The organism is Vitreimonas flagellata, assembly GCF_004634425.1.
In the GTDB taxonomy this organism is placed as follows: Bacteria; Pseudomonadota; Alphaproteobacteria; order Caulobacterales; family Aquidulcibacteraceae; genus Vitreimonas; species Vitreimonas flagellata.
Window position 1 is genome coordinate 583,335 of the sequence record NZ_SBJL01000002.1, and the last position, 23,904, is coordinate 607,238.

Sequence of the window (23,904 nt, forward strand, 5' to 3'; positions counted from 1 at the left end):
TCAACGCAAGCTGGCGTTGATCTTTTCAAGCGCACTGAGCGGCGGGATCAGCTCTTGATCGGTGAGCTTGTTGAGCTGGCACGTCACGGTGTTGAGGCTATCGTGCAGATCGCTTGCTTCCGGATCGACATAGAGCAGACCCGTCACGATCTCGCCTTCCGCCGCTTTGCGCGCGAGATAGCCGAGCGCGGCATTGCGATCGGTTGAATCGTAATCGTCTTCCAGCTTGCGCAGACGCAGGATCGAGCCGTCGTGCTGGACAACTTCTTTCAGCTCGCCTGGCTTGTAATCGGCGCGGATCGGCGCGCGCGGGCTGATCACGTCCATGCGGTTCACGGCTTCGTTGTGCTCGCGCACATAATCGAAGCTCTTCGTTGAACCGACGTGATTGTTGAACGCCACACACGGGCTGATCACGTCGATGAACGACGTGCCCTTGTGCGAGAGTGCACCTTTGATCAGCGGCACGAGTTGGCTTTTGTCGCCCGAGAATGAGCGGCCCACATAAGTGGCGCCAAGTTGCAGTGCGAGCATGACGAGATCGATGGCGCTATCCTTGTTCTCCGCGCCCTTCTTGGCTTTTGAGCCTTTGTCGGACGTGGCCGAGAACTGACCTTTGGTTAGGCCGTACACGCCGTTGTTCTCGCAGATATAGGTCATGTTCACGCCGCGCCGCACCGCGTGGCAGAATTGGCCAAGACCGATCGAGGCGCTATCGCCGTCACCGGAGACGCCAAGATAAATCAGATCCTTCGCCGCGATGTTCGCGCCCGTCAGCACTGACGGCATGCGGCCGTGCACAGCGTTAAAGCCGTGCGCGGGGCTGACGAAGTAATCCGGCGTCTTAGATGAACAGCCGATGCCTGAGAATTTCGCCAGGCGGTGCGGTTCGAGATCAATCTCGAAGCAGGCTTGAATGATCGACGCGCTAATCGAGTCGTGGCCGCAGCCGGCGCAGAGCGTGGAGATACGGCCTTCGTAATCACGGCGTGTGAAGCCGACAGCGTTGCGCTCCAGCGACGGGTGATGCAGCGACGGTTTGGCGATATAGGTCATTTCGCTTTCTCCGGCAGCGCGGCGGCTTGGCCAGCCTGCAGCTTTTCGGTGATGTCTTTGATGATGAAGCGCGCGGTGATCGGCGTGCCGTCATAATGCAGCACAGAAACGAGGCGCGCGGGATGCACGCCGCCTTCGTTCACAAGCAGCGACTTGAGCTGCCCGTCGCGGTTTTGCTCGACGACGAACACTTGCTCGTGGTCGCGGATGAAGTCGAACACTTCGTTGTTGAACGGGAAGGCGCGCACGCGCAGCGCATCGAGATGGATGCCGTGGCTCTCCATAGCGCAGAGCGCTTCCTCCATCGCGGGATCGGTCGAGCCCATATAGATCACGCCGTCGGGCGTCCGCTTCTTGGCTTTCTTGATGATCGGCGCTGGCACATGGGATTTCATCGTCTCCCATTTGCGCAGCAGGCGCTCCATGCCCTCGGTGTAATCCTCGCCCTTCTCGGAATAGCGTGCGTCTTTGTCGTGGCTGGAGCCGCGTGTGAAATACGAGCCCTTGGTCGGGTGCGTGCCCGGATAGGTGCGATACGGCACCGCGTCGCCATCGACATCACGATAGCGGCCGAACGGCACGCCCTGCTCGAGATGCTCGTACGTCAGCACCTTGCCGCGGTTCAGCCGGCGCTTCTCATCCCATTTGAACGGCTCGGTGAGCCATTCCTGCATGCCGATATCGAGTTCGAGCATAACGAACACGGTGGTCTGGAAGAAATCCGAGAGATCGAACGCCTGCGCGCCCATCTCGAATGCTTCGGTCGGATTTCCCGGAAACAGCATCGGATGCTTGGTGTCGCCGTGCGACGCATAGGCTGCGAGCAACAGATCCGATTGCTGCGTGCGCGTGGGCATGCCCGTCGAGGGGCCGCCGCGCTGAACGTCGAAGATCACGGCAGGAATTTCGGCATAATACGAGAAGCCGACGAATTCGTTCATCAGCGAAATGCCGGGGCCGGAGGTGCAGGTGAACGCCCGCGAGCCTGCCCAGCCGGCGCCCATCACCATGCCGATGGAGGCGATCTCATCCTCGGCTTGCACGATGGCGAAGCGGTTCTTCCCATCCGCATCCTTGCGCAGCATCGTGCAGTATTTCTGGAAGCTCTCGGCGAGCGACGTCGACGGCGTGATTGGGTACCAGGCGCAGAACGTGGCGCCGCCATAGACGGCTCCGAGGGCGGCGGCGTCGTTGCCTTCCGCGAAAATGCGATCGCCGACCTTGTCGCTGCGATTCACGTGCAGGCCGATCGGTGGAATGTTGGCTTCGGCGTAAGCGCGGCCTAATTCGAACGCGCGGAAGTTCGGTTCGATCAGCTTGTCCTTGCCCTTGAACTCTTCGGTGAGCAGCTGTTTCACCGTATCGCTCTCAAGCCCAAGCATCTGCGCGAGCACGCCGACATAACAGATGTTCTTGAACAACTGGCGTTCGCGCGGGATTGAAAACTCGGTTGCGATAAGCTCGGTCAGCGGTGCGCCGATGATGGTGATGTCGTCACGAAACTTCGACGCCGGCAGCGGCTTGGACGAATCGTAAAGCAGATAGCCGCCCGGCATGATCTCCTTCAGATCGGCGTCCCAGGTCTGCGGGTTCATCGCGACCATGAGATCGACGCCGCCGCGACGGCCAAGCCACCCCGCCTCCGAGACGCGCACTTCATACCAAGTCGGCAAACCTTGGATGTTCGATGGGAAGATGTTGCGCGCGCCCACCGGCACGCCCATGCGCAAGATCACTTTCGCGAACATGCCGTTCGCGCTCGCTGACCCTGACCCGTTCACATTGGCGAATTTGACGACGAAGTCGTTGGTCGCGACGATCGGTTTCATTCAGCGGCTACCGGCTTGGGCGCGCGCTTGCGGGGGCTAGCTTTGGAGCTGCAGCCGGCGTGCGTCACTTCGAGATAGAATTGTTGCATGTCCCACGCGCCCGTCGGGCAGCGCTCGGCGCAGAGGCCGCAATGGAGGCAGACGTCTTCGTCTTTCACCATGATGCGGCCGGTTTTGAGGTCGTCGCCGATATAGAGGTCTTGCGTGAGATTGAGTGCGGGCGCGTTGAGGCGCTCGCGTAGTTCTGTTTCCTCACCGTCCTCGGTGAAGGTGATGCAATCCATCGGGCAGATATCGACGCAGGCGTCGCACTCGATGCAGAGTTTGCCAGAGAACACCGTCTGCACATCGCAATTCAAGCAGCGTTGCGCTTCCTTGTAGCCGAGCAGCGGATCAAAGCCCTTCTCGACCTCTACCTTCACATTGCGCAGCGCCACCTCGTTTTCGACCATCGGCACTTTGTAGCGAAGGTCGAGCGAGACATCGTTGTCGTAAGACCATTCGTGGATGCCCATCTTGGTGGACATCATGGACACGCCTGGCGGCGGGCGCTGCTTCACGTCTTGGCCGGTCAAGAAAAGATCGATTGAGACAGCCGCGTCATGACCATGCGCGACGGCCCAGATGATGTTCTTCGGACCGAACGCCGCGTCGCCACCGAAGAAGACGTTTGGAATGGTCGATTGGAAAGTCACCTGGTCGACGACCGGCATGCCCCATTTATCGAAGTCCATGCCGATGTCGCGTTCGATCCAGGGGAACGCGTTTTCCTGACCGACCGCCATCAGCACGTCGTCGCACTCATAGTGCACGTCAGGCTCGCCGGTCGGCTCGAGTTTCTTTTTCCCATCCTTCTCGACCCAGTGCATTTTCGTGAACCACACGCCGGTCAGCTTGCCGTTGGCGTGCGTGAATTCGCGTGGGTTGAGGAAATTGATGATCGGGATGCCTTCGTGCTGGGCGTCTTCTTTTTCCCAGGGGCTGGCCTTCATCTCATCGAAGCCGGAGCGGACGATGACCTTCACATCCTCGCCGCCCAAACGGCGCGAAGTGCGGCAGCAATCCATCGCGGTGTTGCCGCCGCCAAGCACGATCACGCGCTTGCCGATCTTGTCGATGTGCTCGAACGAGACGTTCGAGAGCCAATCGATGCCGATATGGACGTTGGCGCCCGCTTCCTTCTGGCCTGGCAGATTGAGATCGCGGCCGCGCGGCGCGCCGGTGCCTACGAAAACGGCGTCATAGCCTTCGGCCAGAACGGCTTTCAGCGAGTCGACGCGCTTGCCGAAATGCGTCACCGGCTCGTAAGCCAGAATGTAATTCACTTCCTCGTCGATCACGCTTTCCGGCAGGCGGAAACGCGGAATCTGAGTGCGGATCATGCCGCCGCCCTTGGCTTCGCCGTCATAGATGTGAACTTCGTAGCCCAGCGGCAGCAGATCGCGCGCCACGGTCAGCGAAGCCGGCCCCGCGCCAATGCAGGCAACGCGCTTGCCGTTCTTCTTCACCGCTTTCGGCGGCATAAGGTGCGCGACTTCGCCCTTATTGTCCGCCGCGACGCGCTTCAGCCGGCAGATCGCCACCGGCTCTTCTTCGACGCGCCCACGCCGACACGCCGGCTCGCAGGGGCGGTCGCAGGTGCGGCCGAGAATTCCCGGAAACACATTTGACTTCCAATTGATCATATACGCGTCGGCATAACGCTGCGCGGCGATCAGCCGGATGTATTCGGGGACAGGCGTATGCGCGGGGCAAGCCCATTGGCAGTCGACGACTTTGTGAAAGTAGTCCGGCTGTCCGATGTCGGTGGGCTTCAAGCTGCCTCCTCTTGGCGTCTTTCTTTCAACCCTAATCTTCGCCACGCGCGACGCAAGACGCACGCGTAGCGCGCGACAAGTTTGCGACGGGAAAGGTGGAAACTTCTTTTGCGATCAATTCGCAACTCAGCGCGCGACAATGCTGAAACTGAGCGGCGGAAGCCCTTCGACTGCGCACTGCACCTGATCGCCAATCGCCAAGGGGCCGACGCCCGAAGGCGTGCCCGTGAACACCAAATCGCCCGGTTGCAACGCCCAAGAGCGCGACAAGTGCGCGACGACCTCGGGCACGCTCCAAATCATCTCGGCGATGTCGCTGTCCTGCTTGGTGACGCCGTTCACGTCCAAATGTATCCGCGCCTTTGTGAGCGCAGCGCCAGCGGGTGCGATGGCGCCGATCGGCGCCGATTGGTCGAAGGCCTTGGCGACGTCCCAGGGCGCGCCAACCTTCTTGGCTTCGGCCTGGCGATCACGGCGGGTGAGATCGACGCCCACCGCATAGCCCCAGATGTGCGATGCAGCATCGGCTTCGGCGATGTCAGCGCCACCCTTTCCGATCGCCAACACCAGCTCGACCTCAAAATGCAGGTTTGAGGTATTCGCCGCGTAGGCGATCGCCGCGCCGCTCTCCACGACCGCATCAGCAGGCTTTGTGAAGAAGATCGGCGGTTCGCTCTTGGGGTCATTGCCCATCTCGCGCACGTGATCGACGTAGTTCCGGCCCACACAAAAAATGCGACGAACGGGAAAACGTGCGTCGCTCCCGGCGACGGCAACCGAGGCAATGGCGGGGGGCGAAAACACATAGGTCATACGCCGCTTTGAGCATGCCCAAGCGCCCCGGGCAAATCGCGTAATTTTTGTTGGGATTTGACTACGCGAAATCGAAGCAATCGCTTGCCTCAACCGCGATGGCGGCGGAGTCTGACGCATCTCTCGCGGGGATAAGAATGGAATGGCTGGTCATCCTGGGCCTGGGCGCCTGGGTGTGGCTGCAATCGCGGCGCATCGAGACGCTGTCGCTCAAGCTCGCCGAGCTTGAGGACCGCCTTGGGCTGCGCGACGTCGCCGTTCCCGAACCAGGCGAAACGCTGGCGGTCGGGCCTGCGCCGGAGATCGAGGAACCTGCTCTCCTGCTGACGGACATCGTGGTGGAGGACGAGCTTCTCCTCGACACACCCCTGCCTGACGCATCCAACGACGCAGAAGAAGCAGCAGCGCCAGCCACCGAATGGTTCGGCTGGCCGCAACCGCCCTCTCTCGCCGAGGGCGCCGCCGCTTTCGCCCTCGCGTTCACGTTGCTCATCCCGGCTGTCGCCGATGTGAGCGCTTGGGCGGCGAACGGCGTCACGGCACTTGTCGCACTGGCGACCGGCGCGGGCTTTGCGCTGAGCGCATGGCGCCGCTGGCCTTGGCTCGCCGTGATGACGCTGACCGGCGCCTATGTGTGCTTCGCGTTCGCGTTGGGCGCCGGCGAGACCGGACGTGCAATCGCATTGCTTGGTGTCAGCGCCCTTGGCGGAGCGGGCATGGGATGGCGCAAACCGAGGCCTGACGATTCCGATGGCTTCGGCTGGACGCAGGTGCACGCCGCATTGCCCGGCATCGCGCTCGTCATCAGCGCTGTGCTGGCGATCTGGACCTGGTTTGAACGTGGGCCCAATGGCGTGGGCCTCGTGCAGCCCCCCGCCGCACTCGCTGCGCTCATTGTGATTCTCGCGTGCTTCAGCGTTCGCGCGCGCGCCGCCGCCGCGGGCAGTCTGGTGGTAGCGATCGCGGCGCTAGTGATCGGCTTTGGCGCACATCTCAACGCGCGCGAAGGCGCGCTCAGCATCGCCTTCTACCCGCTGGCCTTGGTGCTCGCCGCCGTCGTCGTAGCGGCGGCTGCATTCGCACGGCCGGAGCGCGAGGAGCGGACGCTCATCGCCGGCGCAGGCGCCGCGGGCGCTGCGCTGCTTGTGTTGCTCGCCGCCTTCTCGCGCGCCGATTGGCACAGCGCTTCGGCCTGGGCGCCGTTGTTTGCCTGCGCTGTCGCCTTGTGGGGCGTCGCTTGGATGCAAGCGCGCGCGGGCGACGACACGACCCACGATGTCTGGGCCGGCGCGGGCGCGGCGTTGGCGCTGCTCGGCGCCGAATCCGCCTTTGCCGAAATGCTCCGACCGATGGCGCATGCGGGCCTCGCCGCCCTTTTCGCGCTCGCCTTCTTGCAATGGCAATGGCGCGCGGCCCGTTACGCAGCCCTCGGCGCCGCCGCACTCGCAGTCGCCCATGCGAGCGGCGCGGAACTCTTCCGCATGGCGGGTGACGGCGGTCTCACGCTCGCCAGCGCGTTGGCGATTCTTACAGCCACGACCATAATTCTCTTTGGCGGCTCACGCGTCGCCGCGCGCGTCTCTTCGCGGGATCCGGCAAGCGAAGGCTTGGCGCTCGGGGCCTTGCTGCTGCCGCTCGTCGCGACGTTCATGGCGCTGCATCTCGGGCGCCAACTTGGCTGGATCGATGAATTCGTCACCAACGCCCTTCGCGCGAGCGTCCTGATGATCGCTGGCCATATCGCGCTGCCGCGACGCGGCCGCGAAGTGGGCCTCATCACGTACTGGCGCGCGCATGCGCTTTTCGCCGCCGGGCTTTCGATGATTTTCGTCTGGCCGGGCGTCACGCAAAATCCGTGGTGGGGTGCGGAAGCGGCGCGCATCGCTGGCCCCGCTATCTTCAACGCGCAAGCTTTGGCGTTCCTGGTCCCTGCCGCACTCGCCTTCTACGCCGCGCGACGCACCTACACACTCACGCTGACACCCGCGCGTCTCTACACGTTGAGCGGCGGCGCGCTTGTTTTGATCTGGGCCGCGTTTGAGATCCGCCGCGCGTTTCAGGGCGCGGAGATGCATACGTCCGCGCTCGGCGTGTTCGAGGCCGCCTGCTACGCGCTGCTCGTCATCTGCGCCGCGCTCTCCATCGCCATCGTCGCTCGCGCACGCGCCAGCAAAGACCCCGAGCGCCCGTTCACCGCCGACATGCTCGGAATCATGCGCGGCGCGACGGGCGTCGCTTTGATGTTCGCGGCAGCGATGATGCTCGTGCTGCGCCATCCGTGGTGGGGTGCGCAGGACGCGGCGCTGACAAGCGCAAGCGCCGTGGGATGGGGCGCGATGGCGCAACTCGTCGCCGTCGTGCTGTGCTTGTGGCTTGCACGCGTGCTTTCCGTTTCGCGACCAGCTGAACCTGCGCGTTTCGCAGCGGCGGCGGCGGCGGCGCTCTTTGCGCTCAGCTTCGGCTTTTGCGGCGTGCGCTGGCTCTATCATCGCGCGGCGATGGACAATGGTGTGACGCTGGTAGGGCTCGAAGGCCTCGCCTACGCGGTCTGGCCGCTTCTCTTTGTTTCAGTCGCCGCATATTTCACAGCGCGCGCACCGGGACGCGATACGGAGCGTGCCTATCTCTACGATCTACAAGCGATCTGGGCGGCGGCGATCTGGCCGGCGCTTGCCTTTGCGGCGCTTGGCCTTTGGGGGTTGTTTAATCCGTGGTGGGGCGCATGGCCCGCGCGCGCCAGCAATATCGGCGGCTTCCTCACCATTCTTGCGAGCTTTGGCCTAGCCGCCTGCCTGAGCCTTGTCGCGGCGCGTATACCTTATGTGCACGCACGCAAATGGCTGGCGCGCGGCGGCGTATCAGTTGCGGCGGCACACCTCTCGATCGCCGGGATCATGTTGACGCGCCGCCTTTTTCATCACGAGGACATGACGAGCGCGCCGACGCCGACGCATGAGCTTTGGGTTTATGTCGGCGTATGGGTCGCCATCGCGATCGCCGCGTTCATCGTCGGCACGCGGCGCGGCAATCTTGGCCTGCGCTGGTTCAGCATCGGCCTTTCAGGGTTTTCGATCGCTTACGCGTTTGCGCTCGCCTTCACGCGCATGAGCGGCGGCCCGCAAGTCGCCGCCATTCTCGGCATTGCGCTGACGCCGCTTGTTGTCGTCTGGGCTGTGCGCACGTTCAAGCCACCCGCGCGCTTGTTGCGCGAGAGCGACTTCAGAGATGTTACGCCAAGCGCGCGGCGTGAAAAGCGACATGGTCGGCGATATAGGACGCCATGAAGAAGTACGAGTGATCGTAACCTTCGTGCCGGCGCAGCGTGAGCTTCTGCCCCGCTTTCGCCGCCGCCGCTTCGAGCAATTCCGGCTTCAACTGATTTTCCAAGAATTGATCGCCTAAGCCTTGATCGACGAGAATGTCATCAAACGACTTCGCCTTGCCTTGATCGATCAACAGGGCCGCGTCGTGCGCTTTCCAGCTTTCGCAATCATCGCCGAGATAGGCGCCGAACGCCTTCTCGCCCCAAGGGCATCGCGTTGGCGATGAGATCGGCGCGAACGCGGAGACGCTCATGAACAAGTGCGGATGCTTCATCGCCAGCGTCAGAGCGCCGTGACCGCCCATCGAATGGCCGAAGATCGCGCGCTTCGGCGCCAGATTGAAGTTGCGCTCGACCATCTCGATCAGATCGCGCGTCACGTAGCTCTCCATCTTGAAATGCGGCGCCCACGGCGCTTGCGTCGCATCAACGTAGAAGCCGGCGCCTTGGCCGAGATCATACGCAGGATCATCCGCGACACCTTCGCCGCGCGGCGAGGTGTCCGGCGCGACGATGGCGACGCCATGCTGCACGGCCGCGCCATATGCGCCCGCCTTGGTGGTGAAATTATCTTCGGTGCAGGTGAGGCCGGAGAGCCAGATCAGATACGGAAATGGCCCCTCGCCTGGCGGCGTGAAAACGGAGAGCGTCATTTTCGTGCCGGTCGCAACGCTCTGGTGATGCGCGTAGGCGAGCGTGCCGCCGTGGACGCGATGTGTCTTCGTGATTTCCAATCGTCACCCTTTCGGACCGCCGGCTTCCAGCCGACATCTTTGCTCAAACACGCTCCGCCGGCGCCCACGTCCACGAATGCCGGCTGGAAGCCGGCGGTCCGATTGCCTTAAGGCTTCGCGCCCTCTCTGGCGAAGCCCGCCATCAGCTCCGGATATTGGTGCGGCTCGGGGAATTTTTCGAAGCTGTGTTTGGCGCCGCTGACCACGCCCGGCAATTTCTCGCTCACGTAAGATTCGATGTAGGGAATGATCCAGCTTGCATCGTCCAACATGGTCGGCCGGAAGTTCACGAATTGGCCGCCGGCGATGCCCGAGGTGTGGAGCCAGCTTTTGCAGTACGCGCAGAAATGATGGACGCTCTCTTGGCGATGCTCGCCGCCGATTTCGGTTGCGCCTTCGACCTCAAGCCCCGCAGCCGGGAGCATGAGCGAAAGCGAGTACGGCCCGCTCGTCAGCTTCTGACAGCCCCGGCAATGACACGCCATCGTCACCATCGGCCGGGCAGTGATACGCATGAGCACGCGGCCGCAGAGACAGGAGGCGGACCAAGGGAGTTTCCAGTCAATCATGAATCACCCTTGGAGCGCGGGTCTGAAGACTCGCGCTCCGGAATCAATAAACCACCACGCTCCGAATGCTCTCGCCCTTGTGCATCAGGTCAAACGCTTCGTTGATGCGTTCGAGCGGCAATTTGTGCGTGATCATTGGGTCGATGGCGATTTTGCCGTCCATGTACCAATCGACGATCTTCGGCACGTCGGTGCGGCCGCGTGCGCCGCCGAAGGCGGTGCCCTTCCAAACGCGGCCCGTCACCAATTGGAACGGGCGCGTGGCGATTTCTTTGCCGGCTTCGGCGACGCCAATGATGATGCTCTCGCCCCAGCCGCGATGGCAGGCTTCGAGCGCTTGGCGCATGACCGTCGTGTTGCCGGTGCAGTCGAACGTGTAATCAGCGCCGCCGCCGGTGAGTTCGACCAGGTGTGCGACGATATCCCCGCTCACATCCTTCGGATTGACGAAATGCGTCATGCCGAACTTACGGCCCCATTCCTCGCGCGCCGGATTGATATCGACACCAACAATCATGTTGGCGCCGACGAGCTTGGCGCCTTGGATCACGTTCAAGCCAATGCCGCCAAGGCCAAACACGATCACGTTCGCGCCCGGCTCGACTTGCGCCGTGTTCGTCACCGCGCCGACGCCAGTCGTCACGCCGCAGCCGATATAGCAGGCGCTTTCGAACGGCGCGTCCTTGCGGATCTTCGCCAACGCGATCTCCGGCAGCACGGTGAAATTCGAGAAGGTCGAACAGCCCATGTAGTGGGCGACGGGCTTGCCCTTGTACGAGAAGCGCGAAGTGCCGTCCGGCATCAGACCTTTGCCCTGCGTGGCGCGGATGGCGGTGCAGAGATTGGTTTTGCGCGAGAGGCAGCTTTTGCATTGGCGGCATTCCGGCGTGTAGAGCGGAATGACGTGATCGCCGACGGCGAGGCTTGTCACGCCGGCGCCCAGCTCGCGCACGATGCCCGCGCCTTCGTGGCCAAGAATGCTTGGGAAGATGCCTTCACTATCGAGGCCATCGAGCGTGTAGGCGTCGGTGTGGCACACGCCCGTCGCTTTGATCTCGACCAGAACCTCGCCCGCCTTCGGGCCCTCGAGATCGAGCTCGACGATCTCCAGCGGCTTCTTGGCTTCAAACGCGACGGCGGCCTTGGTCTTCATGCGCAAACTCCTTGGCGGCGCTTATAGCGCAACGCCGGAGTGGTGCGTCAAAGGGAAAAGGTTCAGCGCCCGTTGCGCTTGCCCTTGGCGGACTTCTTCTTCGCGGCCGGCGCCTTGGCGGGCTTCTTCGCCGCGACTTTCTTCTTCGCCGGCGCCTTTGCGCGCGGCGGACGCGCGCCCGCTTCGGCGCGCGCGCTCAAGCGGTTCGGCACTTCGGCGATGAATTGACGCGCGCCTTCGATGATCGCATCGCGTTGCAGCGGCGAGACCATGTCTTCGCGACCGGCGAGCATGTAAACGGCTTCGACTGGAACGAGCGCCGCGACGGTACGACCATAACGATCGAAACCAACCACGGCGCTCTCGACCTGCGCGGTCTCAAGAGCTTCAGCGAAGTTCGCGCGCGCTTCGGACGTCGAATAAACCGGCGTCGATTTGCGCGGGCGTGCAGCCGCCTTCTTGCGAAGCTCTTTGACCGATTTCATGTCAGTACCAACTCACTTTGTTCGGGCAGTCTTCCGAATGGAAAACCGTCCCACAGCGACTCTTGGGTTTTACTGGCGAACGAGAACAAGGTTAGGTTGAGCGCATCAACTCGTCTTGCTTCAAGTCGCAGATCCCCAGCCGCCGAAGATTGTTCGTGAAGTTCTGCTTCAATCCTTAAGTTAGAATTACGGTCGAAAACGTGTGCGCGGGTGTGTTGTACAAAAGCACCGATCTCGCCCGTGCGCGCTTTGATTGACGCAATCATTTGATAATGCGCTCTGCCGCCTATTCGCATCATTACGCGCACGCTAGTGCGCAATGATGACCACAGAACGACAGCGAAAATAGCGGCGGCCATGAAATGGCCGCGTACGCCGTGCCAAATCTGCACAACGCGTTTTTGTTCCTTCTTGGTTTTGCGTGGCGGGCGCTTCGCTGCGGCCGGACGCGCTGCCCGCTTGGCGACGGCTTTTACCTGCGGCTTGTGGATCTTGTGCTCTTGCGGCGCGCGCCGCCGCGGCGGGCGACGATGATTGCCGCGTGTATGGTTGAGAACATATTTGCCATCTGCGTAGTCCAGCTGCAGGCGCATGCCGAACTTGCGGAATCTCAGACACGATACGCGCGCGACCTCATCCTTCTCGATCGCATCCGGCGCCAATTTCCAATATTTGCGGAGCAGTTCGCTGAGATACATCAGCATCTCGCAGAACTCCCTAAGTTCCGTGATGCGCGACCCTGACATGGCCATCACATCCGCCCCGGCGTCTCCCCATTCAAAATGCGCCATCCTTACGTGCCCTCTTCGTTTTGCCCGATGTGGATGCTGCAGTCGGACGCGAAGACACACGCAAACGCGCGCGCGGTCAATGCGTGCCTTTTCAGGCACGGGATTTCTAATGTTGTATAAAACGGTACAAATCGATTTGACCGCCGCGCGCAAAAACGATTTGCTCGCGCCTGGTTCAGCGGGGCGCGGGGCTCTCGTTGTATGGGCTGACCCGCCGACGGGGGCTGCAGTCGCAACCCGTCGGCGTTAGCCAGTCCAAGGTTCCCCCTCTCCGCCCCCGCTGACCAGCACGCGGCGCGCGACATTGCCGAAAAGCAATCCAAAATAATTCGCGGAGGCGCGGAACGCTGCGCCGGGTTTCACGTTCCTCAAGCGGCGCCGATTACTCCCCCCGCCCAAAGGCGCCACCGCAGCACGGGCCGGATCGCCAGATCCGGCCCACCTGCTTTCGGGGGTTCACTTTCGGGGGTTCACGAAAATCAGAGGCCGATGAAGTGGCTGGCGCAGCCGCCGCTTTGCGTCCACGCGTGCAGCATCCATCCGGTCTGCTCGTCCGTGCGCGGCGCGATCGGCTGCTCGGGATACATGGCGATGCCATAGACCCACGACGTCGAGGGCGCGACGATGACAGGCGCGTGCGCGATCTGCCCGAACGCCACGCGATGGTGATGACCGCAGATGATGCGGATCACTTGACGGTGCTTGGCGATCACGTGGCTCAGCAGGTCGGAATCGAGCAGCCCGATCTTATCGAACAGCAGGTCGTGCGTGAGGAACGGCGGGTGATGCAGCGCCACGATCGTGGGCTTATCGGGCGCAGCGGAGAGTGTGCGATCCAGCCAGGCAGCGCCCGCTTCCGTCAGCAGCCCATGAGTTTCGCCCGGCACGATCTGGTCGACGACGACCACGCGCACGGGAAAATCCTCAATCGCGTAGGAAAGCAACCCGGTGTGCGGCAGATAGGTGTGGCTCGGGAAGAAATAGCGCAGCCGCGTGCGCTCATCGTGATTACCCGGCATCAGGTAAAGCGGCGCCGGCGGATCGAGCAGCGCGCGCGCGAGCGCCTCGTATTCCTCGGTGCGCTCGTCGTTCACGAGATCGCCCGTCAGCAGGATCGCATCGACGCGATACTCCGACGCCTGCGCGAGCGCCTTCTTCAGCTTGGCCGCAGCCTCGCCATTGTCGTCCGCACGGATATGCGTATCCGAAATTTGAGCCAGCAAAAATCTGCCGCCCATGCGGCCACCCCATGCTTCTAGTCACGCCCGTTGCAGAGCTTAGCGCATGGAATGTGCATTGCCTGTGACCGCGGACACAGTGTCTGCAATTGACAGGCTTAATCGAGCGTGCGCGCAACCCGGAAGCCAACGGCGGCAATGCGTCGATCGGCGGGCGCCGATTGCCGCGCCGCCGCGCGCAACACTTGCGCTTGGTCCGAGAAGCCGCCGCCACGATAGACTCGCCGCGCGCAATTGTTCGCTTGCACCGCCGCGCCATCGATGGGTGCGGCATTGTAATTGGCGACGTAGCAATCCTCGACCCATTCGCCGACATTGCCGTGCATGTCGAACAGCGCCCAAGCGTTCGCATCGTGCGCGCCGACCGTGGAGGTTTGGCGCGCGCGGAACGTGGCTTGCGTCGCGGTCACGCGCGGACCGAATGCATAAGCGTCGGCGGCCCCGGCGCGCGCGGCGTATTCCCACTCGGCTTCGCTGGCCAAACGGTAGCGCAACCCGCCGGCCTGTTGGTTCAGCCAATCGAGATAGGATTGCACGTCGTTCCAGGACACGCCCGTCACCGGGCGCGCGCCACGGCCCCAGCCATTGTCGGGCGGCGAGAAGCCATCGCAGCCGCCGCCGGCCAAGCACGCATCCCACTGCGCGAACGTGATTTCGTATTTGCCGATCGCGAAGGGCGACATCGAGACTTCGCGTTGCGGGCCCTCGTCGCGGCCACGCCCAGCTTCCGTCGTCGGCGAACCCATGACGAAAATGCCGCCTGGCAGCACCACCATCTCCGGACAGCTCGGACAATCCGAGAATGTGTGCCCCGCCGTGTAGGTCGGCGTTTGCGGAAGTGTATCGATCACCGGCTGTTCGTCGCCGTTCAGCGAACCCGTATCCACCGGGGCGGCGACAGCATTCGGCTGCTGATCGGCCGGCAAGAATTGTTGCGAGAAGCGCCAGATCGTCGGCGCGAAATATGCGCCCACCGCCAAGAGCGCGACCGCGACGCCCATCGAGGCATAGCGCCGTGTGGCGCGCATGAAGCGCTGGCGTTTAGACAGAATTTCAAACGTCTGCACGCGCTGCTCGATATTATCGAGCGGCTTTTGCCCACGAGATTGAAACGCCGCCGTCGGCGACGAGCGCGCCATCGAGCGGAACTCCGCCGAAACGAGCGCCGTGCCCGGCTCCGCCAATTCCTGCAAACGCGCCGCGACGTTCACGCCATGACCGAGCAGATCGCTCGTCGCCGTGACAACGACATCGCCCACATGTGCGCCAACGCGGATCGGCGGCTCACCCTTGGGGCGCTTGTCGAGAATATCTTGAACGGCGCCGAGCGCGGAGCCTGCGGAGCCGAACTCCAGCATGAAGCCGTCGCCCGCCGTGTTGAACAAACGCCCGCCATTCTTGGCCGCGACCTGTTCGATCCGCGCGCGCAGGTTCTCCACCTTACGGGCGGCGTTGCGCTGATCGCGCTCGGACATTGTTGAGAACCCGACGATGTCGACCGCAACGATCGACGCCAAACGGATTGTCCGCTCCTCAGTATTTTCGACCACGGCTCATCATCCCCACGCCCGCGAGGATAGCCTCCTGCCCGAGGCAATACCATCCTTGGTTCAATCGCCTGAATCCGCGATGAGCAAAAGCGCGCTCATGTTCTGGATGAAGGTTCCAGTCGAAATGCCTGTTACGGGGGCGTCGGTCACGTAGGGCGAGGTGTCGAAGCGGTCGCCGACCAGGGTCTGGCTGAAATCGCCAGGCGAGGCCGCGGCCGGCGGCTCGCCCGCATAGGGCTGGGAAGTCGCCGTCAGCGGGGTTGGCCAATAGCCCTCGGCATTGAGACCGGCGATCAGCTCGCGGGTCCGTTCCGGCGTCGGCCGCTCGAAATTGGCGCTGCCGGCATTCGAGGTCATGTCGGAGACCTCGATGTTCTCCGTGGTGAAGAAGCGCGGCAGTTCAAAGCCCGCCCGCAGACGCAGCGGCGAAGCGGCGCGCAACAGATCAGGCGACGCGGCGCGCAGACGTTCATAGCGCGTGCGCAGCGCCTCAAGATTGATCGCGCGCCATTGCGAATAATGCGTGATCGGCTTCGCCGGATCGTAATCCCAGTAATATTCACCACTCGCAGCGTTGGAGCCGCGCCGATGATTGATGCGCGCGCGGTTTGTGCCGAGTTCAATGAAGGTCGGATACTCGCGGCCGCGGACTTGGATTTGATCGGCCGGCAAGCGCACCGATTGCAGCCAATCCAGCGCTTCGGGAATGCGCGCGATGAAGCGCGCATCACCCGTCCATTCATAGAAATCCATCATTTGCGCGATGTTGCCGGCGCTCGTGTGCGTCGCCAGCGCGTCGGGCTCGTACGAGCGCGCGCCGATCGGCGCCAGTGTTTCGTGGTGATGCTGCAAGCCCCACCCTGCTTGCGGTGCGGGCTGTTGCGTGACGATGAAAATCTCCATTGCACGCTGAATTGCGGCCAAAGCCCGCTCATCGCCAAGCGTGTGATAGACCATGAGCAAGAACTTGATGTTCTCGTCCGCGACCGCGTCATTGAAGGTGATATAGCGCGTATAATCCGGACGGCCGTGGAGCGACGGCGCATCGTTCACGAACGGAAAGCGTTGCGGCCAGCCGCCGTTTTCATATTGGCTGTCGAGCACAAACGAAATCGCGCGCTCCAGCGGCGCACGCAGTCGCGACGAGCGGCGCAGGAGATAAAGTCGCAGCAAGAATTGCGACGCTTCAGACGTGCCTGCGTCGTCAAACGTCGCGTTGCCGTAGTAATGGTGGAATTCCTCGAGCCGCCAGCCGTTCTTGCCGATCGTGTCATACCAACGGCGCGTGCTCTCCTCGCCCGCGAAATCGTAGAGATAATTCCAGCCGCCCGCCGGATGCTGCGCGGCGATCAGGCCTTCGGCGACCTCCATCGCGGCTTGGTAGTAAAACTCGTCGCGCGTGGCGTTGAAGCAATCGAGATAGAGGTGGCCCACCGTCGCCGTGCCCGGCGGCTGGATCCAGATCATCGTGGGATAGGCTTCCATCTCGCCCCAGCGGCGCGAGAAGTCCGGCAGATAGGACCACACATAGCCGCCGCGATACGCCGCCTCCTCGCGCATGAACCGCGCCGCACGCTTCATCGCGTCCCTGGCTTCGCCTCGGAGTTCATTGCTACCGGTGTCAGTAACCGGGTCAAAAAAAGAGGCGCACGCGCTCGTCAAAACAGCGCCCGAGACGCCGGCCAGCAAGCCGCGGCGTGAGGTGGAAAAGCTCTTCATCAGCCTTCGCGATCCTTCCCTTGAGCTTTAGCGCGACGGACCTGGGGCCTCTGGCTTGAGCTCGTGCTTCTTAATTTTGCCCGCGGCGGTGCGCGGGAAATCCGCCACGAAGGTGACGTGACGAGGGGTTTTATAGCCAGCCAGGTGCGCGCGGCAAAACTGAATCACCTCGGCGGCGCTGACCGAAGGCGCCTCGGGCCGGAGCTGGACGAAGGCATGGCCGACTTCGCCCCATTTCTCGTCCGCCACGCCGATGATGGCGGCTTCGAGCACCGCCGGATGCCGTGCGAGGAGGTTTTCAATCTCGGCCGGGTACACGTTCTCGCCGCCCGAAATGTACATGTCCTTGATCCGGCCGGCGACGTAATAGCAGCCGTCCGCGTCGCGGCGGCCAACGTCGCCGCTCTTGAGCCAGCCATCGGTTGTGAACGCCTTCGCGGTTTCTTCGGGCCTGTTCCAATACCCAGGCGTCAGCCCCGCGCCGCGCATCCAGATTTCGCCGCTCTCACCTTCGGCCACGTCGCGGCCGCCGGCGTCGACGATGCGCACATCGAGCAACATTTGCGGTTTGCCGACGGAGCCAATCTTGGTGAGCGCATCTTCGGGCGCGGCGACGAACGCAGTCGGCCCGGTCTCGGTCATGCCGTAGCCATTGCAGACGCGCACGCCCTTCGCGGCATAGCGTTCGACCAACACGTCTGGCAATGGCGCGCCGCCGCAGCCCCACGCGCGCACACGAGAGAAATCCGCGCGCTCGAAATCAGGATGCAGCGCGAGTTGCTGATACACCGCTGGCACCGCGAAGAAGACATCGAGCTTCGACATCAGAGCGAACGCGCGCTCTTCGTCGAAGCCCGGCATGATCGTGACTGTGCCGCCGGCGATCAGCGTCGGCATCGTGACGAGCTGAATGCCGGCGGTGTGAAAGAGCGGCAAGAAATTCAGCGTGTGATCGCCCGCACGTACGCCGAACGCCTGGTTAACGTGCAGCGCGTTTACAGCCGCCATTTGATAGGTTTGGATGACGGCCTTGGGTTTTCCAGTCGTGCCGGATGTGTAGCACAAAAACCATGTATCATCGCCGTTCCAGCGCGTTTCTGTGCGCAGTGGTGATGCGGATTCAATCAGGCTTTCGTAATGCTCACCCGCCTGCGTATCGAGCGCCAGAAGGCGCATGCCGGAAAGCGGCAAAGCGCGCGCAGTCTTTGCGTCTTCTGCGCCGAATACGAGCAGCGTTGGCGTGCAATCATCGAGCACAGGCGCCAATTCAGCGGCCGGCGAACGCCAGTTCAACGGCACGAGGATCGCGCCGAGCTTGGCGCAGGCGAACATGATCTCGAAGAATTCAATGCGGTTGCGGCAGAGGATGGCGACGCGATCGCCGCGCTTCACGCCAAGATCGGCCAACACAGAAGCGGCGCGCGACGCGCGATCATCGAGCGCGGCATAGGTGAGTGTGCGCCCAGTTAGCGCATCCTCGAACGCGATCACGTGCGGCGTCAGCGCCGCCCGCTTCGCTGTGATGTCGACGAGGTCGACACTCATCGCCCTACCTCCCCTTTGCCGATGCGCCTTCTTTAAGAAGCGTCACCCGGCTTGGCTCGCGGCGCGAGCCCATTGATCATCAAATCTGCAGCCGCTTCCGACACCGCGTTCACGTCCGCGTCGTCTTCCCAGACTCCGAATTTCAAGCCCAGAAAGGTCGAGGCGCCCATCAGCGCCCACACGCGCACATCGGTATTGCCGTCGCTGATCTCGCCGCGTTTGGCGGCCTGCGACAATTGCTGGCCATACGCATCCGAGAACACTTTGTAATAGGCGCGGTACGCTTCCGGGGCGACGAATTGCGCCTCCATGACGACGCGATAGAGCGACTTATGCGTGCGCACGAAATCGAGGTAGGCGCGGATGCCGAGGCGCTCGGCCTCTAGGCGGTTCGGGGCATCCTTCACGCTCTCGCTCAGCGCATGGCGCGTGCGCGCGCCCATGTCGGCGACGAGGGCGCGGAACACTTCCTCTTTGCTTTTGAAATACACGTAGAACGTGCCGAGCCCCACACCCGCCGCCTGCGTGATGTGGCTGATCGCGGTTTCGTGGAAACCGCGCCTCCCGAACTCCTCCCCGGCCGCGTCCAGCAGGCGCCGCAACGTGCGCCGGCCACGCTCGGTTTTCGGCCCCGCTTTCTCTTCGGAAAGCTCAGAAGCCGAACCTGAATGTTGACTCATGTTTCAAGTCTCCGATATAAGCCGGGACAACACAAGGAAAAATCGGCCCGCGGGAACGGGTCGAGGGGGAAACGCCGGGCATGCCGGTATTCGCGTTGCCAGACGGAACAGCCATGTCCTACGCCGACGACGGCGCGGGAAATCCTGTCCTTTTGGTGCACGGCTGGGCGGGGCATGGCGGGTTCTTCCAGGATCTGAGCAAGCGGCTCGCACGCACCAATAGGGTGCTGACGCTCACCCTGCGCGGTCATCCGGGTTCTGACCAGGGCCAAGCGCCCTGCACGATCGAGACCCTCTCCGACGACATCATCCATTTCATCGAAGCGCTCGACCTGAAGGGCGTGGTCGCGCTTGGCTGGTCGATGGGCGCGATGGCGCTCTGGGCCGCAGCGCCCAAGCTCGGCGCGCGCCTTTCCGGCCTCATCGTCGAAGACATGGCCCCGCGCCTCGTGAACGATGATGCGTGGGCCTACGGCATTGCCGGCAATTATGCGCAAGCCGACGTCGACGCGACGCTCGCCGATATTCGCACCGATTGGCCAGCGCACGTCGCGCGCTTTGCGCCGCGCATGTTCGCGCGTAACGCCAACGCCGCGCAGATCGCCTGGGCCGCGGCTGAAATGTCCAAGGCCGATCCCGAAGCGATGGCGTCGTTCTGGGCGTCGATGGCCGCCCAAGATTTTCGCGGCGCACTCGCACGCATCACGCAGCCCATGCTCGTGATCGGCGGCGCCGACAGCCAAGTTTATCCAGATCGCGCGACGGAATTCGTCGCGCACACAGCGCCCAAGGGCGAACGCGTCGTCATTCCCGGCGCCGGTCACGTGCCGCATCTCGAGCAGCCGGATGCGTTTTTCAACCATGTCGAGGCTTTCGTCCGCGCCCAGCGGCGGCCCGAAATCAAGAGCGGAGGAGTACGTCCATGAAACGGTTTGGTGATCCAGCGCGGCTAGCGCTTTTGTTGGCGACCGTCGCCGCAGCGCCGATGGCGTTGTGCGTGCCGGCCGTGGCGCAGGAAGTTGCAGCTGAGGAAACTGGCGACGAAATTGTGGTGACGGCGCGCCGTCGCGAAGAGAGCCTGCAAGACGTGCCGATCGCGATCTCGGTGCAAACCGCAGAAGCGCTCGACCAACGCGGCGCTGCCGACATCACGGTGCTGCAACAAACGACGCCGAACGCCACGGTGCAAGTTGCGCGCGGCTCGAACTCGACGCTGATCGCGTTCATCCGCGGCGTCGGCCAACAAGATCCGCTCTGGGGCTTCGAACCGGGCGTTGGCCTTTATGTTGACGACGTCTATGTGGCGCGTCCGCAAGCAGCCGTGCTCGACATCTTCGACATCGAGCGCATCGAAGTTCTGCGCGGTCCGCAAGGCACGCTCTACGGCCGCAACACGATCGGCGGCGCTGTGCGTTACGTCACGAGCCCGCTCGATCAAGACGATCCGCACCTGCGTGCGCGCTTCTCCTATGGCTCTTACAACCAAATGGAAGCGCTGATCTCGGGCTCGCTGCCGATCAGCGACACGCTCGTTGTGGGCGGCGCTGTCGCAGGCTACGTGCGCGACGGCTACGGTGAAAACCTGAACACGGGCGCTGAACACTACAACAAGGATGTGTTCGCCTATCGCCTGAGCGCGCAATGGACGCCGACGGAAGACCTCACCATCCGCCTCACGACGGACGGCGTGGAAGACGATTCCAACCCACGTCACGGCTATCGTTTGACGAGCTTCCCGGCGGGCGGTGCGGCCTACGATCCGCCCGGCAGCGTCTATGACACGCGCGCCGGTTCGGGCGACGACAACCATGTCGAAGCTTACGGTACGTCGCTGCATGTCGATTACGAACTCAACCCGAACATCATGCTCCGCTCGATCACGGCGGTGCGTGAAGGTGAAACGCTCGGCACGATCGATTTCGACAACACGCCAAACCCGACGCTCGACATCCCGGCCTATTACGCCGACGAGCAACTCAGCCAGGAATTCCAAGTCCTGTTTGATTACGACCGCGTGCAAGGCGTCGCTGGCGTCTATTATCTCGACGCCACTGCCGAGGGCGCATTCGACACGGTCATCACCGGCCTCACCATCGCAACGCAAGGGCAAGTTGAGACGGAATCGCTTGCAGCCTTCGCCGATGTCAGCTTCGACATCACCGACGCGTTGGCGCTGTCGGTCGGCGCGCGTTGGACGCGCGATGAAAAGACCGGCACTGTTTATCGCCAGAACTTCACGCAGACCTTCCTCGGCGAGCGCAGCCCATTCTTCGGCGGCAACCCGACGCCCGGCCTGCTGCGTTCGGACTACACGAACGACGCCACGTTCGAAGAGGTCACGCCGCGCGTCAGCTTGACATGGGAAGCCTCCGACGCGCTGACGCTCTACACGTCGTACAGCCAAGGCTTTAAGTCGGGCGGCTTCGACATGCGCGGCGACGCGGTGCTGACGCCGGACACTGTGAATGGCTACGAGCCGGAATTCGTCGATACTTACGAAATCGGCTTCCACTCTTCGTTCTGGAACGGCCGCCTCAATCTGAGCGGCGCGATCTTCCAATCCGATTACACGGACATGCAGATCACGCGCCAGGAGCCGACGGTCGCCAACGGCATTGCGAGCTTCGTCGACAACGCCGCCGCCGCCACACTGCAGGGCGCTGAACTCGAAGGCAGCGTGCACTTCACCGACAATCTCGTCGCGAATTTCGCGGTGGGCTACATCGACGGTGAGTTCGACGAATATCTGACCACAATCGTGAACCCGGCTTACAATCCGGCGCTCCCGATCGGCCCGGGCAACCAACCCACATTGCCTGCTGACTTCTCGGGTCTCGCTGGCTTCCAGAACACGCCGGATCTGACGGGGTCGTTCTCGCTCACCTACTCGACCCCGCTCGCGGGCGGCGTTCTCGCGTTCACGCCATCGGCGTCGTATCGCGGCGATAGCCAGATGTTCGAGTTCGCGAACCCGATCCTCGATCAAGGCGCCTACACGCTCTACAATGCATCGGTGACTTGGACGACGAACAATGATCGCGTTCGCCTCGGGCTGCACGGTCTGAACCTAGGCGACGAAGAATATCGCGTGGGCGGCTATAACTTCCCGGGCGCCACCTTCGGCAATTCGATCATCGGCTTCTACGGCCCGCCGCAAACCTTCACCGGCACGATCGAAGTCCGCTTCTAATCTCTCCTCCCCAAGTGGAGATTTCCTGCGGCGGCGCGAATTAAACCTCGCGCCGCCGTTTCTTTTTTGCTTGTTGGCGACGACATGACCGAAACCACAGCCCAAACCCCGCCCGCCGATAAATCACGCATTCTCGTGCTCGCGCTTCTGTTCGTCGTTTACACGTTCAATTTCATCGATCGGCAGATCATCGGCATTCTCGCCGTGCCGATCCAAGAAGAGCTGGGCGTCAGCGACGCGCAGATGGGGCTGCTCGGCGGTTTGGCGTTCGCGCTCTTCTATACCGGCCTGGGGATTCCGATCGCGTATCTCGCCGATCGCTGGAGCCGCACCTGGATCATGACGATTTCGCTGACGCTCTGGAGTGCGTTCACCGCGCTCTCGGGGCTCGCGACAAATTACACACAGCTCTTCCTCGCGCGCATGGGCGTGGGCGTTGGTGAAGCGGGTGGTGTCGCGCCGGCTTACTCTCTGATCTCCGATTATTTTCCCCCGCAGGAGCGCGCACGTGCGCTTGCGGTCTATTCGTTCGGCATTCCGATTGGCAGCGCCGCCGGCATTGCGCTCGGTGGTATTGTCGCAAGCCTAGTCGATTGGCGCGTGGCGTTCATCGTTGTCGGACTCGCCGGCGTCCTCATCGCGCCTATCTTCCGCTTGTTCGTCAAAGAGCCGGAGCGCGGCCGCTACGATGTGAAGGCGGCGGACGCGCCGGCGGCGCCAAAGGCCAAGTTCTTTGAAGCCATCGCGCTGATCACCAAGAAGCCGAGCTTCTGGCTGTTGTCGTTTGGCGCCTCGTGCTCATCGATCATGGGTTATGGCTCGTTCTTCTGGATCCCGAGCTTTCTGCGCCGCTCATACGATTTCGATTTGCAGCAAGCAGCGTTCTTCTATTCCGCCATCCTCCTCATCGGCGGCGTCATCGGCGTCTGGCTGGGCGGCATGTTGGGCGACAAGCTTGGCGCGAAGAACCGCGGTATGTTTGCGCTGGTGCCTGCTGCGGCGTGGTTGTTGGCGCTGCCCTGCTATGCGCTCGGCCTGCTCTCCAATTCACCGACGATTGCCTTCTTCCTCTTCTTGGCGCCAACCGCGTTGGGCTTGGTTTGGCTCGGCCCAGTGATTGCGGCGGTTCAACACCTTGCGCCAGCGCACATGCGCACGGTCGCGTCGGCGAGCTTCCTCTTCATCAACAATCTGATCGGCATCGGCCTCGGCACGTATCTGCTGGGCGTACTCTCCGACGCGCTCTCGGCCCAATTCGGCGAGGAATCCCTGCGCTATTCGATCCTGGCCGGCACCGGCTTCTACCTGGTCGCGGCCGGTCTCTACGTGATCGCCTCACGCACTCTGAAGCGGGATTGGGTCGAGTAGGCCCTCCGGAAAACACTGGAAAACCAAAGGGCGGCGTCTCCGGAG

The 23,904-nt window shown here is 62.7% G+C and carries 18 protein-coding genes; 4 read left to right on the plus strand and 14 right to left on the minus strand.

The genetic code is table 11. From position 1 onward, the window contains the following. The 4 genes from EPJ54_RS10845 to EPJ54_RS10860 all read right to left on the minus strand — a co-directional run bounded on the left by EPJ54_RS10845 (nucleotide 1) and on the right by EPJ54_RS10860 (nucleotide 5,515). Nucleotides 1–1,056 (minus strand): 2-oxoacid:ferredoxin oxidoreductase subunit beta, encoded by a 1,056-nt coding sequence (locus EPJ54_RS10845; protein WP_135211729.1) that lies wholly within the window; start codon nucleotides 1,054–1,056, stop codon nucleotides 1–3. Then, nucleotides 1,053–2,885, minus strand: coding sequence for a 2-oxoacid:acceptor oxidoreductase subunit alpha (locus EPJ54_RS10850; RefSeq protein ID WP_135211730.1), 1,833 nt, complete (start codon nucleotides 2,883–2,885; stop codon nucleotides 1,053–1,055). Before EPJ54_RS10850 ends, EPJ54_RS10845 begins: the two co-directional genes overlap by 4 nt. Continuing rightward, a complete protein-coding gene (locus EPJ54_RS10855) occupies nucleotides 2,882–4,702 on the minus strand; it encodes an FAD-dependent oxidoreductase (protein WP_135211731.1) in 1,821 nt (606 codons plus the stop codon). Before EPJ54_RS10855 ends, EPJ54_RS10850 begins: the two co-directional genes overlap by 4 nt. Before the next feature lie 126 nt (nucleotides 4,703–4,828). Beyond that, the gene (locus EPJ54_RS10860; RefSeq protein ID WP_135211732.1) at nucleotides 4,829–5,515 is read right to left on the minus strand and encodes a fumarylacetoacetate hydrolase family protein; all 687 of its coding nucleotides are present in this window, start codon (nucleotides 5,513–5,515) and stop codon (nucleotides 4,829–4,831) included. 137 nt (nucleotides 5,516–5,652) lie between these two features. On the opposite strand from EPJ54_RS10860, the gene EPJ54_RS10865 reads away from it, so the two are divergent. Continuing rightward, nucleotides 5,653–8,799, plus strand: coding sequence for a DUF2339 domain-containing protein (locus tag EPJ54_RS10865; protein ID WP_167755681.1), 3,147 nt, complete (start codon nucleotides 5,653–5,655; stop codon nucleotides 8,797–8,799). On the opposite strand, the gene fghA is transcribed toward EPJ54_RS10865, so the two are convergent. The 10 genes from fghA to EPJ54_RS10915 all read right to left on the minus strand — a co-directional run bounded on the left by fghA (nucleotide 8,744) and on the right by EPJ54_RS10915 (nucleotide 19,301). Continuing rightward, nucleotides 8,744–9,571 carry an S-formylglutathione hydrolase gene (gene fghA / locus EPJ54_RS10870; RefSeq protein WP_135211734.1) on the minus strand — a complete coding sequence of 276 codons (828 nt, stop codon included), beginning with the start codon at nucleotides 9,569–9,571 and terminating at the stop codon, nucleotides 8,744–8,746. The two genes, EPJ54_RS10865 and fghA, sit on opposite strands and share 56 nt — an antisense overlap. A 107-nt stretch (nucleotides 9,572–9,678) precedes the next feature. Then, nucleotides 9,679–10,140: a GFA family protein gene (locus tag EPJ54_RS10875; protein WP_135211735.1), complete on the minus strand. Its 462-nt coding sequence runs from the start codon at nucleotides 10,138–10,140 to the stop codon at nucleotides 9,679–9,681. Nucleotides 10,141–10,183: 43 nt separating this feature from the next. Continuing rightward, nucleotides 10,184–11,293, minus strand: a complete 1,110-nt coding sequence (locus tag EPJ54_RS10880) for an S-(hydroxymethyl)glutathione dehydrogenase/class III alcohol dehydrogenase (protein ID WP_135211736.1) — start codon at nucleotides 11,291–11,293, stop codon at nucleotides 10,184–10,186. A gap of 62 nt (nucleotides 11,294–11,355) precedes the next feature. Next, nucleotides 11,356–11,778 carry a hypothetical protein gene (locus EPJ54_RS10885; RefSeq protein WP_135211737.1) on the minus strand — a complete coding sequence of 141 codons (423 nt, stop codon included), beginning with the start codon at nucleotides 11,776–11,778 and terminating at the stop codon, nucleotides 11,356–11,358. Beyond that, a complete protein-coding gene (locus tag EPJ54_RS10890) occupies nucleotides 11,775–12,569 on the minus strand; it encodes a hypothetical protein (RefSeq protein ID WP_135211738.1) in 795 nt (264 codons plus the stop codon). Before EPJ54_RS10890 ends, EPJ54_RS10885 begins: the two co-directional genes overlap by 4 nt. Nucleotides 12,570–13,048: 479 nt before the next feature. Beyond that, nucleotides 13,049–13,807 (minus strand): metallophosphoesterase, encoded by a 759-nt coding sequence (locus EPJ54_RS10895; protein WP_135211739.1) that lies wholly within the window; start codon nucleotides 13,805–13,807, stop codon nucleotides 13,049–13,051. A 98-nt stretch (nucleotides 13,808–13,905) separates the two neighbouring features. Continuing rightward, nucleotides 13,906–15,357 (minus strand): SUMF1/EgtB/PvdO family nonheme iron enzyme, encoded by a 1,452-nt coding sequence (locus EPJ54_RS10900; RefSeq protein WP_135211740.1) that lies wholly within the window; start codon nucleotides 15,355–15,357, stop codon nucleotides 13,906–13,908. 60 nt (nucleotides 15,358–15,417) lie between these two features. Next, on the minus strand, nucleotides 15,418–16,938 hold the full coding sequence (locus EPJ54_RS10905; RefSeq protein WP_135212104.1) for a pectate lyase: 1,521 nt from the start codon (nucleotides 16,936–16,938) through the stop codon (nucleotides 15,418–15,420). Between the two features lie 165 nt (nucleotides 16,939–17,103). Beyond that, nucleotides 17,104–18,621, minus strand: a complete 1,518-nt coding sequence (locus tag EPJ54_RS10910) for an acyl-CoA synthetase (RefSeq protein WP_135211741.1) — start codon at nucleotides 18,619–18,621, stop codon at nucleotides 17,104–17,106. A gap of 32 nt (nucleotides 18,622–18,653) precedes the next feature. After that, complete coding sequence (locus tag EPJ54_RS10915) at nucleotides 18,654–19,301, minus strand: TetR/AcrR family transcriptional regulator (protein WP_135211742.1); 648 nt, start codon at nucleotides 19,299–19,301, stop codon at nucleotides 18,654–18,656. Between the two features lie 113 nt (nucleotides 19,302–19,414). Between EPJ54_RS10915 and EPJ54_RS10920 the strand changes: the two genes are divergently transcribed. From EPJ54_RS10920 to EPJ54_RS10930, 3 genes are all read left to right on the plus strand, one after another. Next, complete coding sequence (locus tag EPJ54_RS10920; RefSeq protein WP_167755682.1) at nucleotides 19,415–20,227, plus strand: alpha/beta fold hydrolase; 813 nt, start codon at nucleotides 19,415–19,417, stop codon at nucleotides 20,225–20,227. Continuing rightward, entirely contained in the window at nucleotides 20,224–22,491 is a 2,268-nt protein-coding gene (locus tag EPJ54_RS10925; RefSeq protein ID WP_135211744.1) for a TonB-dependent receptor, read from the plus strand. The genes EPJ54_RS10920 and EPJ54_RS10925 overlap by 4 nt, the downstream gene beginning before the upstream one ends. A gap of 84 nt (nucleotides 22,492–22,575) precedes the next feature. Further along, nucleotides 22,576–23,859 carry a spinster family MFS transporter gene (locus tag EPJ54_RS10930; RefSeq protein WP_135211745.1) on the plus strand — a complete coding sequence of 428 codons (1,284 nt, stop codon included), beginning with the start codon at nucleotides 22,576–22,578 and terminating at the stop codon, nucleotides 23,857–23,859. The last annotated feature ends 45 nt before the right edge of the window (nucleotides 23,860–23,904 follow it).

What these genes read in the sequence shown, in the direction of transcription:
- EPJ54_RS10860 (WP_135211732.1), bottom strand. Translation starts at nt 5,515, where the DNA reads ATGACCTATGTGTTTTCGCCCCCCGCCATTGCCTCGGTTGCCGTCGCC.
- EPJ54_RS10890 (WP_135211738.1), bottom strand. Translation starts at nt 12,569, where the DNA reads ATGGCGCATTTTGAATGGGGAGACGCCGGGGCGGATGTGATGGCCATG.
- EPJ54_RS10925 (WP_135211744.1), top strand. Translation starts at nt 20,224, where the DNA reads ATGAAACGGTTTGGTGATCCAGCGCGGCTAGCGCTTTTGTTGGCGACC.
- EPJ54_RS10880 (WP_135211736.1), bottom strand. Translation starts at nt 11,293, where the DNA reads ATGAAGACCAAGGCCGCCGTCGCGTTTGAAGCCAAGAAGCCGCTGGAG.
- EPJ54_RS10920 (WP_167755682.1), top strand. Translation starts at nt 19,415, where the DNA reads ATGTCCTACGCCGACGACGGCGCGGGAAATCCTGTCCTTTTGGTGCAC.
- EPJ54_RS10895 (WP_135211739.1), bottom strand. Translation starts at nt 13,807, where the DNA reads ATGGGCGGCAGATTTTTGCTGGCTCAAATTTCGGATACGCATATCCGT.
- EPJ54_RS10915 (WP_135211742.1), bottom strand. Translation starts at nt 19,301, where the DNA reads ATGAGTCAACATTCAGGTTCGGCTTCTGAGCTTTCCGAAGAGAAAGCG.
- EPJ54_RS10875 (WP_135211735.1), bottom strand. Translation starts at nt 10,140, where the DNA reads ATGATTGACTGGAAACTCCCTTGGTCCGCCTCCTGTCTCTGCGGCCGC.
- EPJ54_RS10930 (WP_135211745.1), top strand. Translation starts at nt 22,576, where the DNA reads ATGACCGAAACCACAGCCCAAACCCCGCCCGCCGATAAATCACGCATT.
- EPJ54_RS10885 (WP_135211737.1), bottom strand. Translation starts at nt 11,778, where the DNA reads ATGAAATCGGTCAAAGAGCTTCGCAAGAAGGCGGCTGCACGCCCGCGC.
- EPJ54_RS10865 (WP_167755681.1), top strand. Translation starts at nt 5,653, where the DNA reads ATGGAATGGCTGGTCATCCTGGGCCTGGGCGCCTGGGTGTGGCTGCAA.
- EPJ54_RS10850 (WP_135211730.1), bottom strand. Translation starts at nt 2,885, where the DNA reads ATGAAACCGATCGTCGCGACCAACGACTTCGTCGTCAAATTCGCCAAT.
- EPJ54_RS10910 (WP_135211741.1), bottom strand. Translation starts at nt 18,621, where the DNA reads ATGAGTGTCGACCTCGTCGACATCACAGCGAAGCGGGCGGCGCTGACG.
- EPJ54_RS10845 (WP_135211729.1), bottom strand. Translation starts at nt 1,056, where the DNA reads ATGACCTATATCGCCAAACCGTCGCTGCATCACCCGTCGCTGGAGCGC.
- EPJ54_RS10905 (WP_135212104.1), bottom strand. Translation starts at nt 16,938, where the DNA reads ATGAAGCGTGCGGCGCGGTTCATGCGCGAGGAGGCGGCGTATCGCGGC.